The sequence below is a fragment of the Bhargavaea cecembensis genome, from assembly GCF_001619585.1.
Classification (GTDB): Bacteria; Bacillota; Bacilli; order Bacillales_A; family Planococcaceae; genus Bhargavaea; species Bhargavaea cecembensis_A.
Genome location: NZ_LQNT01000012.1, coordinates 93,226 through 118,687, shown reverse-complemented (window position 1 = coordinate 118,687; position 25,462 = coordinate 93,226). Strand labels below are relative to the sequence as shown.

The following is a 25,462-nucleotide window of genomic DNA, read 5'->3' as shown; positions in this document are numbered from 1 at the left end:
AAAAACCCCCGCCATAGGCGGGGTTTTTCATTATCATCAGTTTCCGTTGTAGTGGATCGGCGCGTCCGGTCCGAGCGGGAGACCGAGGAGCATCCAGATGACCAGAACAGCCGACCAGACAAACAGGAAGGCCATGGAGTACGGGAACATTGTGGAGACGAGTGTTCCGATACCCATCTTCTTGTCATACTTCTGTGCGAACGCGATGATGATCGCGAAGTACGTCATGAGCGGCGAAATGATGTTCGTCGAGGAGTCCGCGATGCGGTACGCCATCTGTGTGAGCTCCGGCGAGTAGCCGAGCTGCATCATGATCGGGACGAAGATCGGTGCCATCATGGCCCACTTCGCGGTAGCGGAGCCGATGAAGATGTTGATGAAAGCGGCAATCGCGATAAAGAGCAGTACAAGCGGGATACCTGTCAGGTTGATGCTCTGCAGGAATTCGGCACCGTATACGCCAAGGACGAGGCCCATGCCCGATTCTGAGAAGTAGGCGACAAACTGGGCGGCGGTGAAGCTGAGGACGATGAACATTCCCATCGCCGACATTGTCTTGCCCATCATTTCGGCGACGTCTTTGTCGTTGCGGATTGCTTTTGTAACCATTCCGTAAACAACGCCCGGGATAAAGAATAGGATTGCGATGATCGGAACGAGCGAGCTCATGAACGGCGAGCGGATAATCGGCATGTCTGCCTCGTCACCGCGAAGCGGTGCGCCCGGAATCAGGACGAGCAGTGCCATGAGAGCGGCTGCGACAACGACCGATACAGTCGCCCATACAAGGCCCTTTTTCTCGACAGCTGTAAGCTTGTCCATACTTTCGCGGAACTCACCCTTATATTCGCCGAGGCGAGGCTCGACGACTTTCTCCGTTACCCATGCACCGACGAATGTCAGGACAAAGGTGGAGATGATGATGAAGTAGTAGTTCATGGCGATGTTCATGCCATCGGCGTATGCCGGATCGAGGATGCCGGCGCCGAGGATGGTCAGTTCGCCGAGGAGTGCATCGGTTCCCGACAGGAGCAGGTTCGCGCTAAATCCGCCGGAGACGCCGGCGAACGCAGCGGCGAGACCCGCGAGCGGGTGCCGGCCAAGCGCGGCGAAGATGACCGCACCGAGCGGAGGCAGTACGACGTAGCCCGCATCGGATGCAACCGACGACATGACGCCCGCGAATACGAGGCCGAGCGTGACGAGACGCTTCGGCACCGACATGACGAATCCGCGCAGAAGCGCGGAGATGAGGCCGGAATGTTCCGCGACCCCGATGCCGAGCATTGTAAGAAGCACGACACCGAGCGGCGCAAAGCCAATGAAGTTAGCGGTCATACTCGTGAAGATATAATGAATTCCCTCTTTATTGAGAAGGTTCTTGACCTCGATGAATTCTCCTTCTTTGCCCGGGTGCTCTACCGAGATACCGAAGGACGAGACGATTGCGGAAAGGATGAGCACGAGAAGTGCCAGCCCGGCAAACAGCGTAACCGGATGCGGCAGCTTGTTCCCGACCGTTTCGATCGTATCGAGGAATTTCTGGACGAACCCTTTTTTCTTGGTCGTTTCCATGTTTTCTCCTTTCTTAGATGACAAATAATATTCAGTCATTTTAGCGTTCAGAAAATTACGCTTTGCCCAGTATAGCGTGGACCGGTGGAGAATTGAAGGTGCTTTCAATATGTTCTAATTGGTGAAATAGGGTGAACCTTTACAATCGCTGAACATCATGAAAAAGCCCCGGCCTATTCGGCCGGGGCTTCAGGATCATTCGTCTTCGGATTGGCGGTTCGTCTGCTCAGGGAGTGTGTCCCAGAAAGATGTGTCTTTCGAGTCAATGGAGCCGTCAGCAATTGCTTTGACAGTCGACTCCAGTGTCGTGATGGTCTGCTTGATCAGGTAGCCGTTGCTCTTCTGTCCAAGGACGTAATCCTCGTATGCATGGTCAGACATTCCCCGCATTTCAAAGAGAAGCGTGGAAATACCGTATTCGACCGCAATGCCGTTCCGGGAAATCGTCTCGGCCGATCCTCCCGGATATTTGCCCAGCGTGCCCCAGCCTTTCGGGTTGATGGCATCATAGACAACCGCGCCCAGCTTCTTCGAACCCTCGAGCACCTCCGGATCAACGTTCGGCGTTGTCGGGTACAGAATTGATCCTGACACGAGCTCGTCCCCGTTGATCACACGGTCCGCGCCCTGATGATGAAGGTCAATCATATAATCAATGTTATACTTTTGCATGACATTAAAGTGCAGCGCCTGCGTTTCCGGCTGAATCTTCGTGACGTGGTCGCGGTTCAGATCCACATTCAGTGCATTATATCGCGTCAGATGGCGCCCCCCGGAAGCCACATAGTCATCCAGCGAAAAGTCGACGTCCCCCATCGCCCCGTCCGGATTCAGCATTGGCACAATCAGGATGTTGACGTTATCCGTCACGCCTTTCATCTTGCCCGTGCCGAGGTGCTTGATGAACTCAAGCGCGCCTTCCGTCGTCAGCTGCTCGTTGCCGTGCTGCTGTGTCAGGAAGAGGATCGTCGGGTTTTCCGGGTTCTTCATGTACTTCACGAGGTACAGGTCGCGGCCCTTGACCGACTGGCCGATCACCTCGAGCTCCATGTCCTTTTGTTTCGCTTCCTGCTTCTGCAGGTATGACGCCATCTCGCTGTACGTATGAAGAATCGATGTGTTGATCGTTTCATTTCCCCCGTAGTTCGGCCCGTTCCCTACTGCGTCTGCCTGCAATGGCGCCGCACTCAACATGAGCGCCCCCGCGGCAGCCAAAGAGATCATCGTCTTCTTCATGTCCCCACTCCCTTTTCAGTTGTCTGTCTCTATCGTACACCCCAAAAGTAACCGCTTCCATATGGCGATGGACGGGTTTCCCTGCCTGTCCAACAGGTCTTTACGTACGCTTCCGGCAAGAAATGATGGGGCTTTTTTCCTCCATGAGCTGGAGTCTTTAAAAAAAGCCCGGCGGCTGCCGGGCTTCTCTTGATGATTTTATTCTGCCGGACGGTAAGCCGTCAGCGGGATGTCTTCATAGTCTTCCGGATCCAGATTATGGACAGATCCGTCCGCGACGGCATTCACGATGCCCAGGAGGCCGGTTTCCACTGCCTTCACGAGCTGGCCGCGCTTTTTCTGGCCGAACGACTGGGTCTGGCCGGTCACTTCAAACAGGACGGTTCCGCTGCCGTTCAGTGCATACGAACCGAGCGCCGTGCCCGGCAGGTCAAGCCCCTGAGAATAGAGCGTGATGTTGTTGAAGATTGAGTTGCCCTTGGCCTGCAGCGCATCATAGGCGGCGACATTCAGCTGGCGCGAGAAGTCATAGTTGTACTTGTCCGCGTACTGCGCATAATCCGCGCCTTCAGGGCTCGACGGATCCGGAACGAACTGTGCGGACAACGACAGGGTGACTTCATCTGAAGTGCCCTCGACGTAGTAGACGCCCTGGTGGTGAAGGTCAATAAAGACATCGACCTTGCCGAACTCCTCGACAAGCGACTTGTACACGTCACGGGACGTCTGGGACTCCGGCGTGATGAACCAGCCCGGATCGCTCGAGCTTCCCGGGAAGTCCTCCGGCTGCGGCACGTAATCAAGGTCCGGGTTGAAGTCACGGTTCACATCGAAGCCCGGATTTTTGCCGTAATCATAGCTCTGGCTGATGCCGCGGTCCAGGTAATTCCAAGAAGGCCGTGCACCACTGAGCTGCGGAAAGTCTTCGACCACTTCCGACCACGTCATCGTGTTGCGGCGCTTGTCCCCTTCGGACGCATCCGGGTTCATCATCGGCATGAAGACGAATGTGATCTCTTCCCGAAGCTGCTGGGCATAAGGCGAACCGCCCGATACGGTCTTCAGGAGATTCAGAATCGCATCGGTTCCGGTCTTCTCATTTCCATGGATTTCGCTCTGAATGAGGACGACCTTTTCGCCGGAGCCGACACGTACCGTATAAATGTCACGGCCCTGGTTCGACTGGCCCGCCACATCAACGGACACCAGCCCCTTGCTTGTCTGTTCGATCTGCTGCAGCTTCTTCGTCAGTTCCGCATAATCGGTAAAGCCCTTGATCGAATACTCATGGTGCGACGCTTCCTTTGCCAGCGCCGCCCCCGGTGCTGCCGGCAAGACGATCCCTGCGGCCATGGCGATCGCAGCCGTGACACCAACCCACTTCTTCATCTCTCCCACTCCTTTGTTTGCTGAGCTCAACCTTAGATTAGCAGGGCCGCAACCCACGCACAATAGATGACAAACTATTCAGTTATTTGGTAATGGACGACTGTCGAAACATGATGAAAAGGAAGTCCAAAAGGCAGGGGATGAGAGTGGTCCAATGGGCGGAACCATAAACGTCCGAGTAGTCCGGAGTAACGGGTGGGGATGCAAACCTGGGCAAACGCCCATTCCCTCCTGCCTAACTCAGAATAGGCTACGGTGTAAAAAGGAGAGTGACAAATGACCAGGTATTACCGAGAAGATTACAGGCATCGTGATTTCTATAGACCACGCAGAAGATATTATCCGCCATACAGGTATCCATACCTCTTCCCGCCATTCTATTATCCGCCATATTATCCGCCATACTATTATCCTCCCTATGGCTATCCATATGGATATTAAGACTCGTTGAAACCGCCCCCTGCAATGAAAAAACCCCGCCAATTGGCGGGGTTTTCACATTACATCCAAACAATCCATGCCAGCACCGCTGCGAGGACGATGCGGTAGATGGCGAATGGGGTGAGTTTGATGCGGTCGATGAGTTTCAGGAAGAATTTGATTGACAGGAGCGAGAACAGGAATGCGCTCACGAAGCCGACCACGTAGAACGACAGGTAATCCATCGACATCATATCCATATTCTTCACGACGGAGACGAGGCTAGCGCCGGCCATGATCGGGACGGCCATGATGAAGGTGAAGTCGGCAGCCGTTTTGTGGCTCAGGCCGAACAGGACGCCCCCCGAGATGGTCGCGCCGGAGCGCGAGAAGCCCGGCCAGAGCGACAGGCATTGGACGAGCCCGATTGAGAAGGCCTGCTTGTACGTCAGCTGGTCCAGCGACGTGACACTCGGCTTCTTCGGACCGAATTTGTCTGCCGCGATCATGAGGATCGCCCCTGCGACAAGCGCCCAGATGACGGTCTCGACGCCGAAAAGATGATCATCGATAAAGTCCTTGAATGCAAATCCGAGGACGACCGCCGGCAGCATCCCGATGATGACGTGCATCAGGTTGAAGCGGGTGCTTCCGCCTTCACGCGTCTCCACCTGGTAGAGCCCGATGAGGCTGAACAGGCGTTTCCAGAACACGATGACGACGGCCAGGATCGATCCGAGCTGGATGACGATCTTGAACGTGTTCGCCGGATACTTACCGAGGAACTCTTCCGTCTTTAGCCACATGTCGTCGACGATGATCAGGTGGCCCGTCGAGGAAACCGGCGCAAACTCCGTCATCCCTTCGACGAACCCCAGAATAATGGCTTTTAATAGGTCAAACCAATCCATACTTTATTAAGCCCGCTTTCTTCTGAAGTTGATGTACCAGATGATTGCAGCAATCCCCAGCACGGCAATGATCGCATAGGCGATATTCGAATAAATGTCCATGTAGTGGACGATGATTTCCCAGTTATCGCCGACGGCCGCTCCGAGTGATACGAGAACGGTGTTCCAGATCAGGCTTCCGAGCGTCGTCAGGAGGAGGAACAGCCAAATGTTCATGTTCGACATCCCCGCCGGAAGCGAAATCAGGCTCCGGATCAGCGGCACGAGGCGGCAGAAAAACACCGTCCACGGACCGTACTTGTCGAACCACGCATCCGCCTTATGGATGTCTTCCCGCGTCAGGCGGAGTACCCTTCCCCAGCGGTCCACGATCTTCTCGAGCCGCTCCACATCGAGAAGCCGCCCGATATAGTACAGAATGATGGCGCCCGCGACGGAACCCGCCGTCGCCGCCGCGATCACTCCGATTTTCGTGAGCGAGCTGGCCGTCGTCATGAACCCGCCGAACGTCAGGATCACCTCGGACGGAATCGGCGGGAATACATTTTCCACCATAATCAATACAAACACACCGACATATCCGAACTGCTCCATGATGTCGGTAATCCAATTCTCCATCTGTTTCCTCCAAATTTTTGCCTTTAACAGTTTACTAGAGAACCCTGTTTTTGGGAAGACGTGCCAAGTGCCGCTCCCATCGGACGGCCTGCAGGCAGGGCGCACTCCCGGAGTTCATAAAGACGCAAAGGCCCATCGGAAGTTCCCGCTTATTCCTCTTCTCCGGCCACGGTAATCGACCGGTCGATCCGTAGCGTGAACCGGACCGTTTCCTCTTTGCCTGCCGGTACCGTAACAGCGATCAGCACGTCGCCGAACTTCCGCTCCGCCGGATGGTCAGACTCGGCAATGTCCCAGTGGCGCTCATGGACCGGATGGCGGATGATCACCGTCACGGGTACATCCTTCGCGTTGCGGATCGCGTACATATAGGATTCAAAATCGTATCGGCCCTCTTTCCGCGAAGATGTGAGGCCTGAATCCACGGTGATGTCAAATGCACTGCCCATACGGAGGCGGATCCGTTCACCCTCGGCGGTATGCCCGATCCTGTCTTCACCTACAAATTCCGCCGTGCCGTCGGACGGATTGTCCCGGTAAAATTTCACGGTCCCCTGCGGGAGCGGGAAGCCGAGGCCGGCCGCCTCAGTATTGTCGAACTCAAAGTAAATGCCCGGGTTGCGGTCATACGGGCCTGCTTCGTAGATGGTGCGGCCCTTCGCCCCCTCCGCGCCGATCAGCCGGACCTGCTTTTGCTGGCGGTCCTTGATGGTGACCGTGCCAGGGATCGTATAAAGGTGATAGTCCGCAAATGATTCGTGTTCCGGCATGCCCCGTTCCTCGACAGCGCTGTAGAGGATGAACCGGTCAGGCCCCTCCGCACGGTGGACCTCCCCTGCCAGCACGCGGAGAACCGCATCCTCATACGTCATCCCCGACTCATTCCGGAGCGTCATCCAGCCGGTCAGGCTAAATGTCTCCTCGTCGGCAGACTCAGCAGGGAGTGCGATGACATAATCCGTTTCCCACGTCATTCCCTGTGTCAGGTAGCTGACCCGAACTTTATCCGAGGCGGCCTGAGCGGCGTACCACACGAGAGCGGGCGTCAGAATCAGCCCGCCCGGGAGTTCCGGCAAGCGGACCTGCCCGACCGGATCAAGGACGATTTCTCCCGTCTCCAGATCTTCTACGACCATGCCGTTCGCGACGCTCAATAGCCGGTACCCCGTCCGCTTGCCGGATTTCGGGTCAACGACTGTGAGCTCGCGCCCAATATACTTCTCCAGCAATTTATTCTTGTCCACGAGGTCGTATTCGTAGTTCATCTCACGAATGTCCAGCCCCTCCACAAGGATTGACTCCGTCTCAATGCGCTGTGCGACGTCCAGATAACGAAGTACACCGTCCGCCGGGAACTCCGGCAGTCTCCTCGTTTCCTTGACCAGCGCAAAACCGTCGTTATAGACCGTCAATGCGCGCGACAGCGTGTCCTTACCCGAAATATCAGCCGGCATGGCAATTCCCCCTTTTCTCCGATTGTATCACCGGGCTCTGCCGTGCGCTTCTATGAATCTGGAGATCACGCGGGCGAACAACTCCTCATTCAACTTACTCTCCGCGCACTTCCGGCATGATACACCTTCCACAAATGAAAAAATCGGGTAGAAGCCCGATTCCTCATGCATGAATTGCCGTATTTTCCTGCTCTGCCGTGTCCCCAAGAAAATCGAGGACCGCTCCGATGAAGGTTTTGCCAATGTATTGGATCGAACGCTCATCCACATCAAATTTCGGATGGTGATGCGGATAATCGGCCCCAATCTCCGGGTTGCCTCCGCCGACGATGAAATAGGAAGCTTTCACGTGCTCGGTGTAGTAGGCGAAGTCTTCGCTGCCGGACATCGGTTCAACATAGCGGACATTTTCCCCGCCGAAGATCGAAGCCGCCACTTTGGCGACGCGCTTTGTTTCCACTGCGTCGTTGTGGATCGACGGACAGTCGCGGACATATCCGAACTCGTAAGTTGCGCCATTCCCTTCGCAGGTGGTGCGGGTCAGGCGTTCCATTGCTTCCTCGATCAGGTCGCGCACTTCCGGATCATAAGTGCGGACGGTGCCTTTCAGAACCGCTTTGTCCGGAATGACATTCGTCGCTTCACCGCTCTGGAACGAGCCGACCGTGATCACGCCCGAACGCATCGGGTTCACGCGGCGGCTGAGGATCTGCTGGAAGTTGACGACAAGCTGGCTGCCGGTCACGAGCGGGTCGATCGTCGTGTGCGGCGCCGCTCCGTGGCCACCCTTGCCGAAGATCGTAATTTCAAAATCGTCCTGTGCAGAAGAGGCGTAGCCTTCCATTACCCCGACGGTGCCGAGCGGCTCGTCGGCCATGACATGCGCCCCGTAAACCACGTCGACTCCGTCCAGACAGCCGTCCCGGATCATGAATTCCGCACCGCCCGGTGTTGTTTCCTCCGCGTGCTGATGGAGAAAGACGACCGTGCCGGAAAGCTCATCACGGACTTCAGAAAGCACTTTTGCCACGCCGAGCAGTGTAGCTGTGTGAAGATCGTGGCCACAGGCGTGCATGACGCCCGGCACCGTCGACTTGTACGGGACATTCTTTTCATCCTGGATCGGCAGCGCGTCAAAGTCCGCGCGCAGGGCGACCGTCCTGCCGGGTTTTCCGCCCTTTAGCGTCCCAACGACCCCGCGGCCGCCGACACCCGTGCGGACCTCAATGCCGAGATTCCGCAGATACTCGGCGACAAACGCCGGCGTCCGCTCCTCGGTGTGCCCGACTTCCGGGTGCATATGGAGATCGCGGCGGATCGCGACAAGTTCGTCCTGAAGTTGTTCGTATCGGTTAATCAGTTGTTCCAACATGGTTATTCCTCCTGCCTGAAATGTGCCGGGCCGGCTCAGGCCGGCCAGACAAACAGATGCGCGACCGTGACGAAGATGATCGCCAGCGCGAACTGGATAACGAATAGTGGCGCCATCCACTTAAACCACTTGACGATCGGGATGCCGGCCATCGCGAGTGCCGCGAACAGCAGGCCGCTCGTCGGCGAAAAGATGTTTGTGATGCCGTCGCCCATCTGGAAGGCAAGAACGGCCGTCTGGCGGCTGACGCCGATCAGGTCGGACAGCGGTGTCATGAGCGGCATCGTGAGCGCCGCCTGGCCGCTTCCCGAAGAAACGAGGATATTCATGAAGGCCTGGACAACGACCATCGCGCTTGCCGCGATGACGGACGGGAGGCCCTCGACGAGACCTGATATACCGTAAAGAATCGTATCGATCGTATTGCTGTTCTCAAGGATGACGACCGCCCCGTAGGCGAACCCGACGACGAGCGCGCCGACCAGCAGTTCTTCACAGCCGCGGACGAATGCCATTGTCGTCCCGTTGACGCCCATTTTGTTCACGATGCCGATCAGGATTGCCATGATGATGAACAATGCGGAAATCTCCTGGATGTACCAGCCGTACTTGATCACGCCGAAACCAAGGGCGATGAAGGTCCCCAGAAGAATCAGCAGGGTCATCCCCTGGCTGCGCGTCAGCTTCATGTCCATTACAGACGAAGGATCGACGTCGCGTTTCTGGTCTTCTTCGAACATGATGCTTTTCTCCGGATTCTTCTTGACTTTTGCTGCATACCGCATGACAAACAGGATGGAAACCGTCATGAAGATGAGCCAGAAGAAGATCCGGGGAACCATGCCGGAGAAGGTCGGCAGTTCTGCAATGCCCTGGGCGACCCCGAGCGTGAACGGGTTCATGAACGCTGCTCCGAAGCCGGATGCGACCCCGACAATGACAACAGCAGCCCCGGTCATCGAATCAAAGCCAAGCATGATGGCAAGCGGCACGAGGATCAGGGTGAACGGAAGCGCTTCTTCGAACATGCCGATCGTGGCGCCGGCGAATGAGAAAAAGATCATGAAGATCGGAATCATGAGCATCTCCCGGCCTTTCAGCTTTCCTGAAACAGAGCCGAATGCCCCTTCGATCGCCTTGGTTTCCTTAAAGACATTAAATGCCCCTCCGACGATAAACAGGAAAAACACGATGCCGGCGCTTGCGGAAAGACCGGCATGGACCGCTTTGAAGATATCCATGAATCCGGCAGGGGTGGATTCGATCTGGTGATACGATCCGTCAACAACGAGCGTTTGCCCTGCGTCGTTTGTGGTCCGGTCGTATTCACCGGCCGGTATGACATACGTCATCAGCGCGGTCAGAAGGATGATCGTGAACAAAATGACGAACGGATGCGGAGCTTCGAATTTAAACCGCTTTTTGCGGGTAATGGGTTCTGAAATATTGGCCACCGATTGCCACTCCTTTTGACGCATGCAATCAGCGTCTAGAATATGTATAAATATACAGTTATACGGATTTACAGTCAATATGAAATCCACAAAAATAGAATGGAAATCCCCTCTACCTAATGGGCCAAAATGGAAAAACCGGGCATCGCCCGGTTTTTTGCATATTGTATGAAGGATTCTCTTATACCGTCTGCCCCATCTGCTCCCGCAGCTTCGCCTTGAGGAATTTGCCGACGGACGTTTTCGGGATTTCGTCTAGGAAGACGACGTTGTCCGGGACCCACCATTTGGCGAACTGGCTTTCCAGATAGTCCAGGAGTTCCTGCTTTTTCTCATCACTCCGACCGATGCCGTCTTTGAGCACGACACATGCGAGCGGACGCTCGAGCCACTTTTCATGCGGGATGGCGATGACGGCGGCTTCGAAAACATCTTTGTGCGTCATGAGTGCGTTCTCGAGGTCGACCGAGGAGATCCACTCGCCGCCCGACTTGATCAGGTCCTTGGTCCGGTCCGTGATTTTAATGTAGCCTTCCGGCGTCATGACGGCGATGTCGCCGGTGTAGAGCCAGCCGTCGCGGAAGGCGTCTTTCGTGCGCTCATCCTTGTAGTATTCATCTGCGATCCACGGGCCGCGGACGGTCAGCTCGCCCATCGTCTTGCCGTCCCACGGCACTTCCCCCTGCTCGTTGATGATGCGGGTGTCGATGCCCGGAATGGTCATGCCCTGCGAGGCGCGGAGGTCAAGCTTTTCTTCCGCCGAACGGTCTTCAACCGAAGAGGTGAAGTTCGACAAGCTGACGAGCGGCGACGTTTCGGTCATTCCGTAGCCGACGATGAATGGGACGCCGTATTTTTCCTCGAACGTCTTGATCAGGCCTTTCGGCGAGGCGGATCCGCCGCACACAATGGTGCGCAGCGAGCTGATGTCACGCGGTTTCTGCTCGAGTGTCTTCAGCACGCCGAGCCAGATGGTCGGCACGCCTGCCGTGAGTGTCACTTTTTCCTGCTCGATCAGGTCGAGCAGAACATCCGGGTTGAATCCGCCCGGTCCCGGCAGCACCTGCGTGATGCCGAAGAAGACGCCGGCAAAAGGCAGCCCCCATGCATTCGCATGGAACATCGGAACCACTGACAGCGTGATGTCGCGCTCCGACAGGCCCATGCCGTCTGCCAGCCCGAGCGCATAGCTGTGGAGAACGAGTCCGCGGTGCGAGTAGACGACGCCCTTCGGATTGCCGGTCGTTGCACTTGTGTAGCACATGCCCGCAGGCGCGTTCTCATCCAGATCATCCGGGAATACAAAGTCGTCCGCCGCTTCCGACATGAGCGCCTCGTAGGAGTGGACGTTCTCGAGGGCCGTTTCCGGCAGCTTGTCCGAGTCCGACATGACGACGATGTGTTTGACCGTCTTCAGCTGCGGCGCGAGCTTCTCGATCAGCGGGAACAGGTCATCGTCGACAAGCAGGATCTCGTCTTCCGCGTGGTTGATGACATAGACAATGTGCTCCGGCGACAGCCGGATGTTAATCATATGAAGGATTGCGCCGGCGCACGGGACGCCGAAGTAGGCCTCCAGGTGGCGGTGAGTGTTCCAGGCGAATGTGCCGACCTTCGTCCCCCGTTCCATGCCGAGTGCGGTCAGGAGTGACGCGAGTTTCCGGGTGCGCTTGGCGAATTCGCGGTACGGAATACGATGCGTCTGTGTGGCGGTTTTCGAGATGATCTCCTTGTCCGGGAAAAACCGCTCCGCGCGGTCCACGAACGTTTTCAAGAGCAGCGGCGTCTTCATCATTTGAATCCATCTCCTTTTGTATGGCGGATTGGCGATGGTGAAGGTCTGGTTGAGTTGGAGCTGCATGGGACTGGCGACTGTCGGCTGTGAGTTTGAAGATTAAGCCTGCGAGTTTGAAGATTACTGGCCTGAGTTTGAAGATTGATGTCCCGGGTTTGAAGATTACGTCCCGTTCAGCCCTTCTTCCAGTGCGGATGATCCTCAAGCTCGCCCGGACGCAGAACCGGGGTCAGGCAGAAGTCGGTCCGGAGCGAGACGTCAAGCCAGTGGCCGAGGGGTTCCGCCCCGAAGTAGCGGGCGACGTCGTCGTGGACATCATCGCGTTCCTTCCATTCCGGATGTCCGGCGAACTCACAGAAGGCATTCCAGAACTTGTCCTCAAGTGCACCGAGCGCGACGTATCGGCCGTCGGATGTCGGATAGATGGCGTAACGGGCTCGGGAGCCGTCAAGATCCGGCACCCCGCGGTCCGACAGGCCGGCTTCTTCGAACGCCTTGTGGACGCTTTGCCAATGTGTGAGTCCGTCGGTGATCGACACGTCCAGGCGCGCACCTTCCCCGGTCTTCATTTTCCGGACAAGGGCGGCCAGGACGGCCTCCGCAACAAAGTGACCGCCGGCAAAATCGGCCAGCGTGTTTTTAGGCTGGATCGGCCGGCCGCTTTCATCGGTAAGCTGCGACAGGACGCCCGACAGCGCCAGATAATTGAGGTCATGGCTGCCGGCCCTGGCAAACTCGCCCACGAGCCCGTAGCCGGTCATCGAGCAGTAAATCAGTCCGGGGTTCAGCGAAAACAGCTCGTCCTCGCCGAAGCCGAGCCGCCCCAGTGTGCCGGGGCGGAATGACTCGATCAGGACGTCGGTTTCACGGATCAATTCCCTCATCAGCCTGTTGCCTTCTTCGGACTTCAGGTCGAGCTCGACAATCGTCTTGCCGGCATTCTTCTTTTCATGGATCAGACCGCCGGCAAGCCGGCGGGCGGGTTCCCCGCCGGGCGGCTCGACCTTCGTGACGTCGGCGCCCATCTCGGCGAGGCGGTAACTCGAATACGGTCCCGGCAGATAATATGTCACGTCCAGTACCTTTATGCCTTCGAGGAAGCCGCCGCCGGGCGGGCGGACGGCATTCTGTGTGCGTGTTTCCTTCATGCTGGTCATGCCTTCCTTCCTCCCGACAGCCCCATGTTTTTCGCGATGATCGTCTTCATGATCTCGTTTGTACCGGCGTAGATCGACATGACCGGGATATCGCGGTACCAGCGGGCAATCTTGTATTCTTCCATATAGCCGTAGCCGCCGTGGAGCTGCATGCATTCGGCCGCTGCCTTCCGCGCGGTCTCGGTGATCCAGTACTTTGCCATCGATACCTTTGTCACGATGTCCTTGCCTTCAAGATGGTCTGCGATCAGCGACTCGAGGAATGCCTTGCCGAGCTCGGCTTCCGTTGCGAGTTCCGCCAGCTTGAATTGCGTGTTCTGAAACGCAGCAACCGGCCGTCCGAACGCTTCGCGGGATTTTACGTAGTCGAGCGTGATCTCGAGCATGTCCTCCATCGCGGTCTGGGCGCCAATTGCGACGGTGAGCCGCTCCTGCTGCAGCTTTTCCATCATGTACTTGAAGCCCTTGCCCTCTTCGCCGAGCAGGTTTGTGGCCGGAACCCGGCAGTCCTCGAAATACAGCTCCGCCGTGTCCTGCGAATACATGCCGACCTTGTCGAGCTTCCGGCCTTTCGTAAAGCCAGGGGTCCCTTCTTCAATCAAAAGCAGACTTACACCCCGGTGCTTCGGCTCGGCTTTCGGATCGGTCTTTACCGCAACCAGCGCCAGGTTCGTGTTGATCCCGTTCGTGATGAACGTCTTCTGGCCATTTACAATGTAATGGTCGCCGTCTTTGATCGCGGTCGTCCTGATGTTGGCCAGGTCCGATCCGGTCCCCGGCTCGGTCATCGCAATCGCGGTGATCAGGTCACCCGTCACGCAGCCCGGCAGGAAACGTTTCTTCTGCTCCTCGGTCCCGTATGCTTCGATATACGGCACGACGATGTCATTGTGCAGTCCGACACCGGTGAGTCCGGCGCCGACACGCTCCATCTCTTCTTCGATCACAACACCGAAGCTGAAATCCAGTCCGAGGCCACCGTACTTCTCCTCGACTTGCGGGCAGAGGAACCCCATCTCCCCGAGCTTTTTCCAGAAGGATTTTGGTATGAGGCGATCGTGTTCCCATTGTTCATAATGCGGCACGGCTTCTTTTTCGAGAAATTTCCGGAGTGACTCCCGGAACAGATCATGCTCTTCGGTTTCCCAGCGGTAACGCGGCATGGCGACCACTCCCTTCTTTCGATATGGCGGGTTAGGTGGGGCAGGAGGAGGATATTTGCGACGGAAGCGGGTGATTTCGCGTCGGCAGGTCGTGTTTTCGCGTCTGCAACTCATAAATCCGCGTCGGCAGCTTTGTTCGCGACCGCAACATCACATTCCGCGTCGGCAACCTGTAATTTCGCGACCGCAACCCGCCATTTCGCGTCGGCATCCCCGTATTTCGCGACGGCTCCCTCCTTTCCCGCTCCCTTTTACTTCGGCTGCATCCGGATCGCGCCGTCCAGACGGATGACTGTCCCGTTCAGCATGCGGTTTGTCACGATCGATTCGACGAGCTGGGCGTATTCTTCCGGCTCGCCTAGGCGTTTCGGGAACGGGACGGTCTGTTCGAGGGCGGTGCGGGCACTGTCCGGCAGGCCGTCGAACATCGGCGTGTTGATGAGGCCCGGGGCGATCGTCATGACACGGATGCCATAGGCCGCGAGTTCGCGGGCGATCGGGAGCGTCATTCCGGCGACGCCACCCTTGGACGCGCTGTAGGCGACCTGGCCGATCTGGCCCTCGAATGCCGCGACCGAGGCGGTGTTGATGATGACGCCGCGTTCGCCGTCCTCTCCCGGTTCGTTGTCCGTCATTACATCAGCGGCAAGCCGGATCACGTTGAAGGTGCCGGTCAGGTTGACGCGGATCACCTGCTCAAACTGATCGAGCGGGTGGACGCCCTTCCTGCCGATCAGCTTGCCCGGCGTGCCTATGCCGGCGCAGTTGACGACGGTGTTGAGGCCGCCCATCGCTTCCTTTGCCGCCGCCACGTTTGCCGTGACGGCTTCCCCGTCGGCGACGTCCGTCTGATAAAAGAAGGCGTTTCGCTCTGCGAGTTCTGCAGCGTACGCTTCGCCTTTCTCTTCATTGACATCAAAGATGGCAACCTTCCCTCCGGAATCCACAATCCGTTTTGCGGTCGCGCCGCCGAGACCCGACGCCCCGCCGGTGACGATTGCTTTCACATTGTTCATGTCCATCTCAAATCCCCCTCATCTGACTGAATGCTCATTCGGTAAAAACCTAACGTCTCAATCCAACCGCTCGATCACCGTGGCGTTCGCCATGCCCATACCCTCACAGATCGCAAGCAGGCCGTAGCGGCCGCCGGTCCGTTCGAGCCGGTTTACAAGAGTCACAAGCAGCTTTGTTCCGGTAGCTCCGAGCGGGTGGCCGAGTGCGATGGCACCGCCGTCCACGTTCAGTTTTTCCGGGTCTGCACCGGTTTCCTTGAGCCAGGCAAGCGGAACAGGCGCGAAGGCTTCGTTCACTTCATACGTGTCCATATCCCCGATCGAGAGACCGGCTTTCTTCAATACTTTCTCTGTCGCAGCGATCGGTCCCGTCAGCATCAGAGTCGGATCTGAACCGACCACCGAACGTGCGACAATACGGGCTTTCGGTTTGAGTCCGAGCTCATCCGCCTTTTCGCGGGACATGAGGAGCACCGCGGAAGCACCGTCGCTCATCTGGCTGGCGTTGCCGGCCGTGATCACGCCGTCTTCCTTGAACACCGTCTTGAGTCCGCCGAGCACTTCCGGCGTCGAGCCTTCGCGCGGTCCTTCGTCCGTGTCGAACACGTTGCCTTCCGCCGTTTCCACGGGAACGATCTCGTCCTTGAACCGGCCTTCCCCGATCGCCTCAAACGCCCGCTCATGGCTTGTCGCGCTGTATTCATCAAGTTCGGTGCGGCTCATGTCCCACTTTTCCGCGATGCGTTCAGCGGACAGGCCCTGGTTGATGATTTCGTACTGCGATGTCAGCTTTTCGCTCGGCCTGACATCTCCGACATTCGAGAACATCGGCTCGCGCGTCATGCTTTCGACGCCGCCCGCGATGACGATGTCCATGTCTCCCGCGGCAATCGCCTGCGCGCCGAAGTGGACCGCCTGCTGGCTCGACCCGCACTGGCGGTCAATCGTGACGCCCGGCACCTCGATCGGGAATCCTGCGATCAGTGCCGATGTTCTGGCGATGTTGCCGCCTTGTTCGCCCGACTGTGTCACGCAGCCGAGAATCACGTCTTCCACCTGTTCCTTGCCGACACCCGCGCGCTTCACCAGTTCATCCAATACGGCCGCCGCCAGCTCATCCGGCCGGGTTCCGGAAAGCGCCCCTTTTCGCCGGCCGACTGCCGTACGTACGCCTTCCACAATCACAACTTCTCTCATTCTCTCTCCCCCTTTATCACAATAGAAAGACTATTCTTAAAAGAATCGTATCATGAAAACGCTGTCATCGTCCATAACATTTGGAGCTCGGAACGGCCATGTCGGTCCGAGTGAAAATCAGCCTCTGGACCTAGACGGAAATCAACATCCGGTCCGTTCGGAAAACTTGAGTTCCTGACTACAATAAGGTTAACAACGAAAGGAGGCGGAAACCTTGAAGAAATTTCTGCTGATTACCATCGGAATCGTCGCAGGGATCACCATCCTTGCCAACCTCGGCGCGATCATCGGTCTCGCCATCTCGGCCGCCATCATGTATGCCGGCTACCACTACTACAAGCGGAGCACATCCGGCTTTGCGCGCTTTTGCTGGGCAGCGGTCGGCATCATCGGCCTCTTGACTGCCATCGGCAACATTCCGGCATTTGTCGGTCTGCTCGCCATCGCGGCACTCTGGTACGTGTACCAGAAGTGGAATGGCCGTGAAGCAGTCCTGTTCGAAAAAGACAGCGACCCGTTCGCCAACTTCGAACGCGAATGGAAAAACATCACGAAATAAGATCCCACCAAGGAGGAATCGTTATGAGCTCACTGTTCAATCGCATCAAGTACTCCGTCCAGGCCGACCTTCATGAGCTGCTGGACAAAAAGGAAGAAAAGAACCCCGTCTCCCTTCTGAATGAATATCTCCGACAGGCTGAAAAGCAGACAGAAGCAACAGGCCGCCTGCTTGACCGGCAGGCGAAGCTGAAAGAAGAACTGGAGAAGGAATGGAAAGAAGCGGCCGATATGCTCGAGAAGCGCCGCGGCCAGCTGGGGGTTGCAGAGAAAGCGGGCGTGGAAGACCTGGTCGCCTTCGCCCGGGACGAAATCCGCGCCTACGGGAACCGGGTCGACGAGCTTGACCGCACCCTTGCCGAGACCGATGCCGAGCTGATCGGCCTCGAACGCAAGTACGAAGAGATGAAGCATAAAATCAAGGACATGAAAGTGCGGCAGCTTCAGCTGATGGGCAAGGAGAATGTGACGCGGGCGCACCGACGCATGGACCAGGTCATCCAGGATGAAAGCAGCGGGATGGCTCCTTACACAGAGATGAAGGCGTACGTCGAACAGCTTGGCGGGACGATCGAGAAAGAACACCGCCATGACACGATGGAGCGCCGGCTGGATGCCCTCGCCATCATTGAGCAGGCTGAAAACACCGGCAAAGCCGATAAAGAAACCGTCTGACGGGGACATCGGCGAAAAGATTTTGTAAGATGGGAAGGGGGATCTCCCCCTTCCCTTAACATTAGCCTAAAATTAGCGAGAGGGGCGGCTGCCCGCTCCCGTTTGGTCCTTATTCCGCCCGAAAGGAGGCCCCGTCATGCATGTGTCGTCCGATCAGATCCGTTTTATCCTCATTGCCTTTGTGCTGCTCGTCTTTGTCGAGGCTGCGTTTTTCCAGGACGGCAGCTTCATCTTTGTCATCATCGGCGGCGCGCTGGCTTATTTCGGTTTCCGGCACCGCAACAAATGGCTTCTCTGGACGGGCGTATTCTTTCTCGGAATCGCGGTGCTGTCGCTATGGAGCCTAAGGCTGCTGGTATTCGGCGTGCTCGTCTATATTTTCCTGAGCCTCTGGAAAGGCGTGCCTGCCGAGGAAATCACCCGGCCGCTCCGCGAAGCGCGTTCCGAGACACCAAACGGCATTCTGAAAAACCGGCTGTTTTCCGTCCAGTCGACCCCGTTCAGCTCCTATGAATGGGAAGACGTCCATGTTCAGGGGCTTTTCGGCGACATCCATGTCGACGTGACGGAGACCGTGCTTCCCAAAGGGACATCTCTGATCTCCATCCGCCAGGGCATCGGCAAAGTCCGGGTCGACGTACCGTATGAAATTCCCGTCCGTGTGCACTACACGACACTTCTCGGCGACTCCAGGCTGTTCGGCCGCCACCAGAACCGACTGTTCAATGAACAACTTCATATGAAGGATGGCTACGGCACGGAAGAGCGTCCGGCGTCCGAGCTGATCATCACCGTCGCCACCTGGTTCGGGGACGTGGAGGTGTCACGGAAATGAGGCAGATCATCGCACGCGGCATCACCTTGTCCGCCCTGTTCCTCGCCGTTTCGGCGGGAGTTCTCTTCCTTTTGCTTGGCGTGCCGGGCGAAGATTGGTGGTTCCTCATTCAGGAGGAACGCTACGGCCTGCCGGCTGCCATCTGGATTGCAGCCGGTTCGCTTGCCTCCGGCTGGCTGATTGCTTTCTGGGCATCCGGACTCGTCCGCTCGAACATCCGCGCGATTGAGCAACGGCTCTACGGCCTGCTTGAGTCGGCACCCGCAAAAAAAACGCGGACGCTCCCCCGCCCGACCGAACGCGCAGTCGGTGAAGTGGAAGGGCTGCTCAACACCCAACGCGAGCGCCTTAAGGAAATCTCCGACAAGCGTGCGGAAAACCAGGAACAGATGGTTCAGGAGCGGCTTGTGCAGGAACGTCAGCGTCTTGCCCGCGAGCTTCACGACTCCGTCTCCCAGCAGCTGTTCGCAGCCTCGATGCTGTTGTCCGCAATGGCGGAAAAGGAACGGGCGGAGAGCGGGGCACCATCCCGGACGCTTGAACAGGTCGAAAAAACCGTCCAGCAGGCACAGCTTGAGATGCGGGCGCTGCTCCTCCACCTGCGCCCCGCCCCGCTTAACAATAAAACCTTGTCGGAAGGACTCCGTGGCCTTCTGCACGAATTGGATGAAAAGGTCCACTTTACGATCCGCGGGCGAATCGAAGACGTTCCACTCTCCAAGGGTGCCGAGGACCACCTGTTCCGGATCGCCCAGGAAACGCTGTCGAACACCCTTCGCCACGCCAAGGCGACCGAGCTCGACGTGCTGTTCGTCGAGCGGGATGGCCTTGCCATCTTCCGAGTGCAGGATAATGGCGTCGGTTTCCGTGACGGTGACGGCAAGAGCGGTTCCTACGGCCTGCGCAATGTGCGTGAACGCACGATCGAGATCGGCGGCACATGCAAAATTGTCTCTGTACCTTCGCAGGGTACGATCGTCGAGGTAAAACTGCCGGTGACCCGCCCCGATGAAGACGGCCAGCCGGAAAACGAAGCGGAAACCGCCCCTCTTCCCCACACAGAGGAAAAGGCGGACGGCCAGCCAGAAGAAACGGAGGAATTGAGATGATCCGGGTATTGCTTGCGGATGATCATGAAATGGTGCGGATCGGCGTATCTGCCTACCTTCAGGTCCAGCCCGACATGGAAGTGGTCGGCGAGGCCTCCAACGGGCGCGAGGCAGTCGATCTCGCGCTCCGGCTGCGGCCGGACATCATCCTGATGGACATGGTCATGCCGGAGATGAACGGAGCGGAGGCGACTGCCGCCATCATAAAGAAGTGGCCGGAGGCGAAGATCATGGTCGTCACGAGCTTCCTCGATGACGACAAGGTTTATCCGGCTCTCGAGGCCGGCGCGTCCAGCTACATCCTGAAGACGTCAAAGGCATCACGCATCGCCGACGCCATCCGCGAAACGCTTGGCGGCCGGACGGTGCTCGAGCCGGAAGTGACGACGAAGATGATGCAGCGCATGCGCGGCACGGAGCGTGCGCCTCACGACGGACTAACCGCGCGCGAAATGGAAATACTCCTCCTGATTGCAAAGGGCAGGACAAACCAGGACATCTCCGACGAACTCTTCATTTCCCTCAAGACCGTCAAGACACACGTCTCCAATATCCTTTCGAAGCTTGGCGTCGACGACCGTACGCAGGCCGCGGTGTACGCCTATCAGAACGGCCTCGCAGAATAAGAAAATCCGCGAAGCCTTTGGCAGTCGCGGAAAAGCAGGTGCATGTCATTGAACAACAAGAACAACCAGAATTCCGCACTTATTCCGGTGGCGGTCATCCTGATGATTGCTGTCATCCTGTTTCTGAATATCGTCCTTCCCGCACTTCCTTTCCGGTGGATGATGGTCATCATCATCGCCGTCATCGGCATTGCCGGAGCGCTTGTGATTTTGTGGATGAAAAGGCGGGGCGGCGGACGCGGCGAGTGAGCAGCCGAAGACACAGGATGCATACCTCCATACTCCCCACCACATAAAAAAGCCGCTCCCCTGCCGGAAGCGGCTTTTTCGCGTATTTGGTTATGCCTTTGACAGATGCACCATGGCGTTCAGGATGCCCCCGTGGACGCCTTCGTGCCAGACGGTGAATTGCAGGAGTTTTTCTCCTGTGTCCATCCGATGTCCCGCAATCTCCAGCGGCTGGACGAGCTGGCTGTCAAGCTTGCCTTCAAGCGCCCCCGCAATGCGGTCGTTCTGCTCCTTAAGCGCCGACAAAAGCTCATCGTTCGATGGGACACCTTCGCTGCAGCTGTATGGGCTGGTTCCGGTGTTGAAGAGGCCGTTCCATTCCGGGTTGACAGTCTCATAGTCCGGGTTGATCATCTTCGTGAAGTTTTCGAGTGATACGAAAATGTGGCCCGCGTTCCACCGGATGTTGTTGCTGAATCCCGGGTGCTTCTGATCCCAGTCGGCCCCTTCCAGCTGTTTTAGCTGCCCGAGGGTGTAGCCGCGGGCAAATTTCATCTGTTGAATCGTTGCCATATGAATTCCTCCTTCTAAGTACTGCATCCATTGTCGCCCAACCGCCGAATTTTTTGAACCGAAACACACACAAAACCGCTGCCCGTCATGGGCCAGCGGTTTTGCTTCACTCTTTCCCGGTTATCGTTCATTTGGGGAGGTGTCGTTATTCCCCTTTATCCGGACTTTCATCACCCTCGAATGCGGACGGTTCGTCGTTGCCGGTATCTTCGTTTTCGTTTTCACGGAAGATATCCGTCGAGTTGGATTCGGACGGATCGGCCAGCGGCAGCTCGCCCTCGTTCCGGTCGCCGCGCTGCGGATCATAATCACGTGCGTTCGGATAGTTTTCGTGTCTTGTCATGATTTCCGCTCCTTTCCCCGGCTGATCGGGCTTCAGCCCGTCAGTCCATGCATCTTTAAGTTCGGACTGATGTCCGTCCTGTCCCGTCGGTCCATGCCTATCCCTGTCTGCTGCAATCACCCGGCCTTCTCTAATAGCCTCTTCGTGATTCCCATTTAAATTCCTGCTTAAAATTTCAAATTTACAAAAACTCAACATAGCCGGAACACAGCGAGCAGGCATAAAATGGTAAACCGTGATTGACTATTCCTCTTTCATGCTTTTTCCTAAACCTGCACCTCCAGAAATAGACAATAAGCCCCGCACTGCCGTGTCAGGGAAACGCAATCCGGTCCAAGATCAGTCAATCGTCCCGTTCACCTTCCCGTCAATCGAGGTAATGCTGTCCTCATTGCCGGCGATGATGAGTTTGTCCCCGGCCCTGAACCGCTCATCGGGATCCGGGTTACTGAGAACGCCCTCTTCCCGTCCGATTGCAAGCAGCGTGATGCCGAATTCACGGCGGAGGTTAGCTTCTTCGACGGACTGGCCGGCAAGCACGCATTGGTCGCTGAGAATGACCTCTCCGACGACAAATTCCTTTTTCTCGGCTCTCATGAGGTTATTGATGAAATCGATGCCGGACGGGCTTACGACAGACATGGCAAGTTCACGTCCGCCGATGCTGGACGGGTTGATGACCCGGTCGGCGCCTGCCCGCTTCAGCACTTCCTCGGAACCTTCCTTCTCGGCACGCGCCGCAATCTCGATATTTTCGTTCATGCCTTTTGCCGTGAGTGTGACGAATACATTGTCTGCATCACTGTCGAGTGCGGCAATCAGACCTCTGGCATTGCCTGTCCGGGCCTTTTCGAGGATGTCCCTGTCAGTGGGATCACCGATCAACCGGAGCGTCCCCTGATCAACCACTTCGAGGAGTTCCTCTTCGTTGTCATGTATGTACAGAACCTTCAATTCCCCATCCATATCGCGCAGTTCCCGGTACACCTGCTGGGCGACCCGGCCGAATCCGCACACGATGATATGGTCTTCGAGCTTGTCGATTTCATGGTCCATCTGCTTATCCCACACTTTCTCCGACAATTGTTTTTCAATCAGATAGGAAGCTGCGGTGCCGAGCCCGTACGTGACAACTCCTGCGCCGAACGGCACAATCAGCAGCGCAAAGCGTCGTCCCTCATCGGTCACCGGATACATGTCCCCATAACCGATCGTCATGACCGAGATGATCGTCATCCAGAGTGCATCGAAGAATATGAGACTCTCGTAATGCATGAACCCGATAATCCCGACCCCGACGAGGAGAATGACCAGGAGGCTGAGAAACAGCAGCCGCCGGTAACCGGTCGGGATGTCGAGCCATTTTTTCTTGAACATAAGCGCCCTTCTTTCCGGGGTCTGGTCTTTTTCCTTACCCCGGAAGACATGCCGGTAACCGCAACTCTCCGGCGGACCGCGCGTCCTGTTACTCGAAATGACAATCACTTCGGCCGGAAGGAGAGAATTCCGATGAAGAACCTATTGCTCGCAGCATCCATAGCTGCCATGGTGCTGATTTCCGGCTGCGGGGCACCGAAAACCGCCGCAGACCACGGCAGTGGCCTTTCTGTGGAAATGCAGACCGGCGGACAGTACCGCCACGTCCAGCTGATCCGCTACGAAAACGGCGAGAAGGTGCCGGATGAAAATGTGGTTAACGCAGATGGCAGTCAGTTCGAGGACGGTGAGGTCATCTGGTTCGATGTCCAGCCGGGGGAATGGAAAGAAACGACCGCATTCGCCCTGTCTGTCAGCACGGACGGAACCGGAACCGGTGCCCGGCAAACCAAGCCAGTCAAGCTGGAAGGCGGCAAGGAATGGGCACATGCCGTTTTCAATGATGACGGACTGACGATTGAACAGGCTGAATGACGGCCGCTAGTGTGTCCCTTCGCAGAAAAATCACCGCCGCCTCCCTGACAGGGGCGGCCTTTGCCGTCCTCCTCGGCATCGTTGTTCCGGACCCATTCGGGGAATTCCCCGCAGCGCCCGGCGGCTTCTGGAATGCATTCACACTGTCCGTCCCGGTCTATATGATGTACAGCTTTCCGGTCATTCTTTTGTTCGGCGTCCCGGCATCATTGCTTGCAGACTTTCTATCGGCGCGTCTTTCGCGCCGGTTAAAGAAACCGACTGCAGAGCCGGTAATCTCCGGTGTGCTGCATGCCGTGTTCGGGCTGGTCGCGCTCGGCTCCGGCATGGCCGCTGCGCTTATCGGCTTTACCGCCGACCGGCTGCTCCGGAAGCGGCAAGAGCACAGTTGGTCGGGTGCCCTCAAGAGTCTTGGCATGCCGGCCTTCGTCTGGCTCTTCTTTATGTTCATCGTCTACCTGAAGGAACTGCCCGGCGACCTTCCCGCCCTTCTTCAAACCGTCAACCTTTACTGCAACTAGCCTGTTCTTATTTCCGTCCTATCAGAATATAGGGAGGCGGTCGAATGAAGCGGGGACTGATCATCGCGCTGGCGGGAATCATGATATTGCTCTGGGTCGAGCAGGGACTCTCAGTCTCATATGGATGGAAGACGCTGGCGAAGATTGTGCTCTTCCTCATCATTCCTCTGCTTGTATTCCGCGGAGAAGTCCGGCGGTTCATAGCTTTTAGAAGAACCGAACCCCGACGGGTCCGGATTGCGCTCTGGACGGGAGCAGGTGTGATAGCAGTGATCCTCGCCGCATATCTTCTGCTCAGCAGCCTGATCGATGCGGAGGCACTTACCGGGGACCTTGCCGGACGTGTCGGGGTGACGGGCGCGGTTTATCCGTTTATCGCGCTCTATATCCTGTTCGGCAATTCATTGCTCGAGGAATTCTTTTTCCGCGGCGTGCTCCCTGCACAGTTCAGAAGCCGCCCGCGGCTTGCCCTCACCGTCCCGCCGCTCCTGTTTGCTGTTTATCATGTTGCCATTTTCCTGCCCTGGTTTGACCTCCCGATTCTGCTGCTGGCCGTGGCCGGTCTGTGGGCAGGCGGGGTCATTTTCCAACTGGCGAACGGCCCGGACGGCACCATCCTGCCGTCCTGGATCATCCATATGGCAGCCGACCTGGCCATTCTTGTGATTGGGGCTGTGATGATTTACGGGTAATCCTCTTGCCCCGGCAAGAGGATTTTTTGTTCATTCAGAGAATGAATGATTGACTGGAGGCACGGCCATGGCATGTAAAATTCATATCATCGGCGCGGTCGGGAGCGGGAAAACGACATTGGCGCGGGAACTATCAGAAAAGCTCGGAATCCCTTACTACGAAATAGATAATGTGGCCTGGGAACGCCGGGCAGGCGGTGATGTCCGGAGAATTCCGGAGGATCGCGACAAACTGCTCCATTCAATCGTTTCCAGTGATACCTGGATCACGGAGGGCACACACCCGCATGACTGGGTCCTGCCCTGTTTTCGGGAAGCGGAGCTGATTGTGTTCCTCGACCCTCCCTACCGGGTACGGGTAGAGCGCATTATCAAGCGCTTCGTCCTCCAGAAAGCCGGCATCGAAACCGCTCATTACCGTCCACATGGACCATCTTCCGAAAGATGTTCAAGTGGAACCATGCCTTTGAGCGGAGAGACAAGCCTAAACTGCTGGCACTTTTCCGGCAGCGCTATCCCCAAAAACTCGTCATCATACGACGGGCGGAAGAACTGGATCTTTAGATAAAAGAAGCGCTCCTGCAGAAACGAGATGCAGGAGCGATTTATTTTAGGGAATACCAAGCCCCACAGT

At 57.0% G+C, this 25,462-nt stretch carries 26 protein-coding genes; 10 read left to right on the top strand and 16 right to left on the bottom strand.

Going from position 1 to position 25,462, the window contains the following annotated elements; translation table 11 throughout:
- Nucleotides 1-36 precede the first annotated feature (36 nt).
- The 13 genes from AV656_RS14530 to AV656_RS14470 form a co-directional block, all read right to left on the bottom strand.
- Nucleotides 37-1,575 carry an AbgT family transporter gene (locus tag AV656_RS14530; protein ID WP_063183298.1) on the bottom strand — a complete coding sequence of 513 codons (1,539 nt, stop codon included), beginning with the start codon at nt 1,573-1,575 and terminating at the stop codon, nt 37-39.
- Nucleotides 1,576-1,770: 195 nt separating this feature from the next.
- Nucleotides 1,771-2,811 (bottom strand): M14 family zinc carboxypeptidase, encoded by a 1,041-nt coding sequence (locus AV656_RS14525; RefSeq protein WP_063183296.1) that lies wholly within the window; start codon nt 2,809-2,811, stop codon nt 1,771-1,773.
- 198 nt (nt 2,812-3,009) lie between these two features.
- The gene (locus tag AV656_RS14520) at nt 3,010-4,200 is read right to left on the bottom strand and encodes a M14 family zinc carboxypeptidase (protein WP_063183294.1); all 1,191 of its coding nucleotides are present in this window, start codon (nt 4,198-4,200) and stop codon (nt 3,010-3,012) included.
- A 500-nt stretch (nt 4,201-4,700) separates the two neighbouring features.
- Entirely contained in the window at nt 4,701-5,531 is an 831-nt protein-coding gene (locus AV656_RS14515; protein ID WP_063183292.1) for an undecaprenyl-diphosphate phosphatase, read from the bottom strand.
- A 6-nt stretch (nt 5,532-5,537) separates the two neighbouring features.
- A complete protein-coding gene (locus AV656_RS14510) occupies nt 5,538-6,149 on the bottom strand; it encodes a DedA family protein (RefSeq protein WP_063183290.1) in 612 nt (203 codons plus the stop codon).
- 149 nt (nt 6,150-6,298) lie between these two features.
- Nucleotides 6,299-7,603, bottom strand: a complete 1,305-nt coding sequence (locus AV656_RS14505; RefSeq protein WP_063183288.1) for a DUF4139 domain-containing protein — start codon at nt 7,601-7,603, stop codon at nt 6,299-6,301.
- Nucleotides 7,604-7,766: 163 nt separating this feature from the next.
- Complete coding sequence (locus tag AV656_RS14500; RefSeq protein WP_063183285.1) at nt 7,767-8,975, bottom strand: M20 metallopeptidase family protein; 1,209 nt, start codon at nt 8,973-8,975, stop codon at nt 7,767-7,769.
- A gap of 35 nt (nt 8,976-9,010) precedes the next feature.
- Nucleotides 9,011-10,429 carry a YfcC family protein gene (locus AV656_RS14495; protein WP_082818778.1) on the bottom strand — a complete coding sequence of 473 codons (1,419 nt, stop codon included), beginning with the start codon at nt 10,427-10,429 and terminating at the stop codon, nt 9,011-9,013.
- 181 nt (nt 10,430-10,610) lie between these two features.
- Nucleotides 10,611-12,224, bottom strand: a complete 1,614-nt coding sequence (locus AV656_RS14490) for a long-chain fatty acid--CoA ligase (RefSeq protein WP_063183281.1) — start codon at nt 12,222-12,224, stop codon at nt 10,611-10,613.
- Nucleotides 12,225-12,397: 173 nt separating this feature from the next.
- A complete protein-coding gene (locus AV656_RS14485; protein WP_063183278.1) occupies nt 12,398-13,381 on the bottom strand; it encodes a CaiB/BaiF CoA transferase family protein in 984 nt (327 codons plus the stop codon).
- Nucleotides 13,378-14,544, bottom strand: a complete 1,167-nt coding sequence (locus AV656_RS14480) for an acyl-CoA dehydrogenase family protein (protein ID WP_063183275.1) — start codon at nt 14,542-14,544, stop codon at nt 13,378-13,380. The genes AV656_RS14485 and AV656_RS14480 overlap by 4 nt, the downstream gene beginning before the upstream one ends.
- Nucleotides 14,545-14,795: 251 nt before the next feature.
- On the bottom strand, nt 14,796-15,566 hold the full coding sequence (locus tag AV656_RS14475) for a 3-hydroxyacyl-CoA dehydrogenase (RefSeq protein ID WP_063183273.1): 771 nt from the start codon (nt 15,564-15,566) through the stop codon (nt 14,796-14,798).
- A gap of 51 nt (nt 15,567-15,617) precedes the next feature.
- Nucleotides 15,618-16,757, bottom strand: a complete 1,140-nt coding sequence (locus AV656_RS14470) for a thiolase family protein (RefSeq protein WP_063183271.1) — start codon at nt 16,755-16,757, stop codon at nt 15,618-15,620.
- 214 nt (nt 16,758-16,971) lie between these two features.
- On the opposite strand from AV656_RS14470, the gene AV656_RS14465 reads away from it, so the two are divergent.
- The 6 genes from AV656_RS14465 (at nt 16,972) to AV656_RS14440 (ending at nt 20,809) form a co-directional block, all read left to right on the top strand.
- A complete protein-coding gene (locus AV656_RS14465; protein WP_063183269.1) occupies nt 16,972-17,316 on the top strand; it encodes a hypothetical protein in 345 nt (114 codons plus the stop codon).
- Nucleotides 17,317-17,339: 23 nt separating this feature from the next.
- Complete coding sequence (locus AV656_RS14460; RefSeq protein ID WP_063183266.1) at nt 17,340-17,990, top strand: PspA/IM30 family protein; 651 nt, start codon at nt 17,340-17,342, stop codon at nt 17,988-17,990.
- Nucleotides 17,991-18,126: 136 nt separating this feature from the next.
- A complete protein-coding gene (gene liaF / locus AV656_RS14455) occupies nt 18,127-18,825 on the top strand; it encodes a cell wall-active antibiotics response protein LiaF (RefSeq protein ID WP_063183264.1) in 699 nt (232 codons plus the stop codon).
- Nucleotides 18,822-19,934: a sensor histidine kinase gene (locus AV656_RS14450; RefSeq protein ID WP_063183262.1), complete on the top strand. Its 1,113-nt coding sequence runs from the start codon at nt 18,822-18,824 to the stop codon at nt 19,932-19,934. Before liaF ends, AV656_RS14450 begins: the two co-directional genes overlap by 4 nt.
- The gene (locus AV656_RS14445) at nt 19,931-20,560 is read left to right on the top strand and encodes a response regulator (protein WP_063183259.1); all 630 of its coding nucleotides are present in this window, start codon (nt 19,931-19,933) and stop codon (nt 20,558-20,560) included. Before AV656_RS14450 ends, AV656_RS14445 begins: the two co-directional genes overlap by 4 nt.
- A gap of 48 nt (nt 20,561-20,608) precedes the next feature.
- A complete protein-coding gene (locus tag AV656_RS14440) occupies nt 20,609-20,809 on the top strand; it encodes a hypothetical protein (RefSeq protein ID WP_156484883.1) in 201 nt (66 codons plus the stop codon).
- A gap of 90 nt (nt 20,810-20,899) precedes the next feature.
- Here AV656_RS14440 and AV656_RS14435 read toward each other — a convergent pair whose 3' ends face one another.
- From AV656_RS14435 to AV656_RS14425, 3 genes are all read right to left on the bottom strand, one after another.
- Entirely contained in the window at nt 20,900-21,361 is a 462-nt protein-coding gene (locus AV656_RS14435) for a DinB family protein (RefSeq protein ID WP_063183255.1), read from the bottom strand.
- Nucleotides 21,362-21,506: 145 nt separating this feature from the next.
- Nucleotides 21,507-21,704 (bottom strand): hypothetical protein, encoded by a 198-nt coding sequence (locus AV656_RS16435; protein ID WP_156484882.1) that lies wholly within the window; start codon nt 21,702-21,704, stop codon nt 21,507-21,509.
- Between the two features lie 339 nt (nt 21,705-22,043).
- Nucleotides 22,044-23,081: a potassium channel family protein gene (locus AV656_RS14425; protein WP_063183250.1), complete on the bottom strand. Its 1,038-nt coding sequence runs from the start codon at nt 23,079-23,081 to the stop codon at nt 22,044-22,046.
- Nucleotides 23,082-23,213: 132 nt separating this feature from the next.
- Here AV656_RS14425 and AV656_RS14420 point away from each other — a divergent pair, with 132 nt between their 5' ends.
- The 4 genes from AV656_RS14420 (at nt 23,214) to AV656_RS14405 (ending at nt 25,396) form a co-directional block, all read left to right on the top strand.
- A complete protein-coding gene (locus tag AV656_RS14420) occupies nt 23,214-23,615 on the top strand; it encodes a hypothetical protein (RefSeq protein ID WP_063183248.1) in 402 nt (133 codons plus the stop codon).
- Between the two features lie 11 nt (nt 23,616-23,626).
- Nucleotides 23,627-24,136, top strand: coding sequence for a hypothetical protein (locus AV656_RS14415; protein ID WP_063183246.1), 510 nt, complete (start codon nt 23,627-23,629; stop codon nt 24,134-24,136).
- A gap of 44 nt (nt 24,137-24,180) precedes the next feature.
- On the top strand, nt 24,181-24,828 hold the full coding sequence (locus tag AV656_RS14410; protein WP_063183244.1) for a CPBP family intramembrane glutamic endopeptidase: 648 nt from the start codon (nt 24,181-24,183) through the stop codon (nt 24,826-24,828).
- Nucleotides 24,829-24,895: 67 nt separating this feature from the next.
- The gene (locus tag AV656_RS14405) at nt 24,896-25,396 is read left to right on the top strand and encodes an AAA family ATPase (protein ID WP_231877315.1); all 501 of its coding nucleotides are present in this window, start codon (nt 24,896-24,898) and stop codon (nt 25,394-25,396) included.
- Nucleotides 25,397-25,462: the final 66 nt, after the last annotated feature.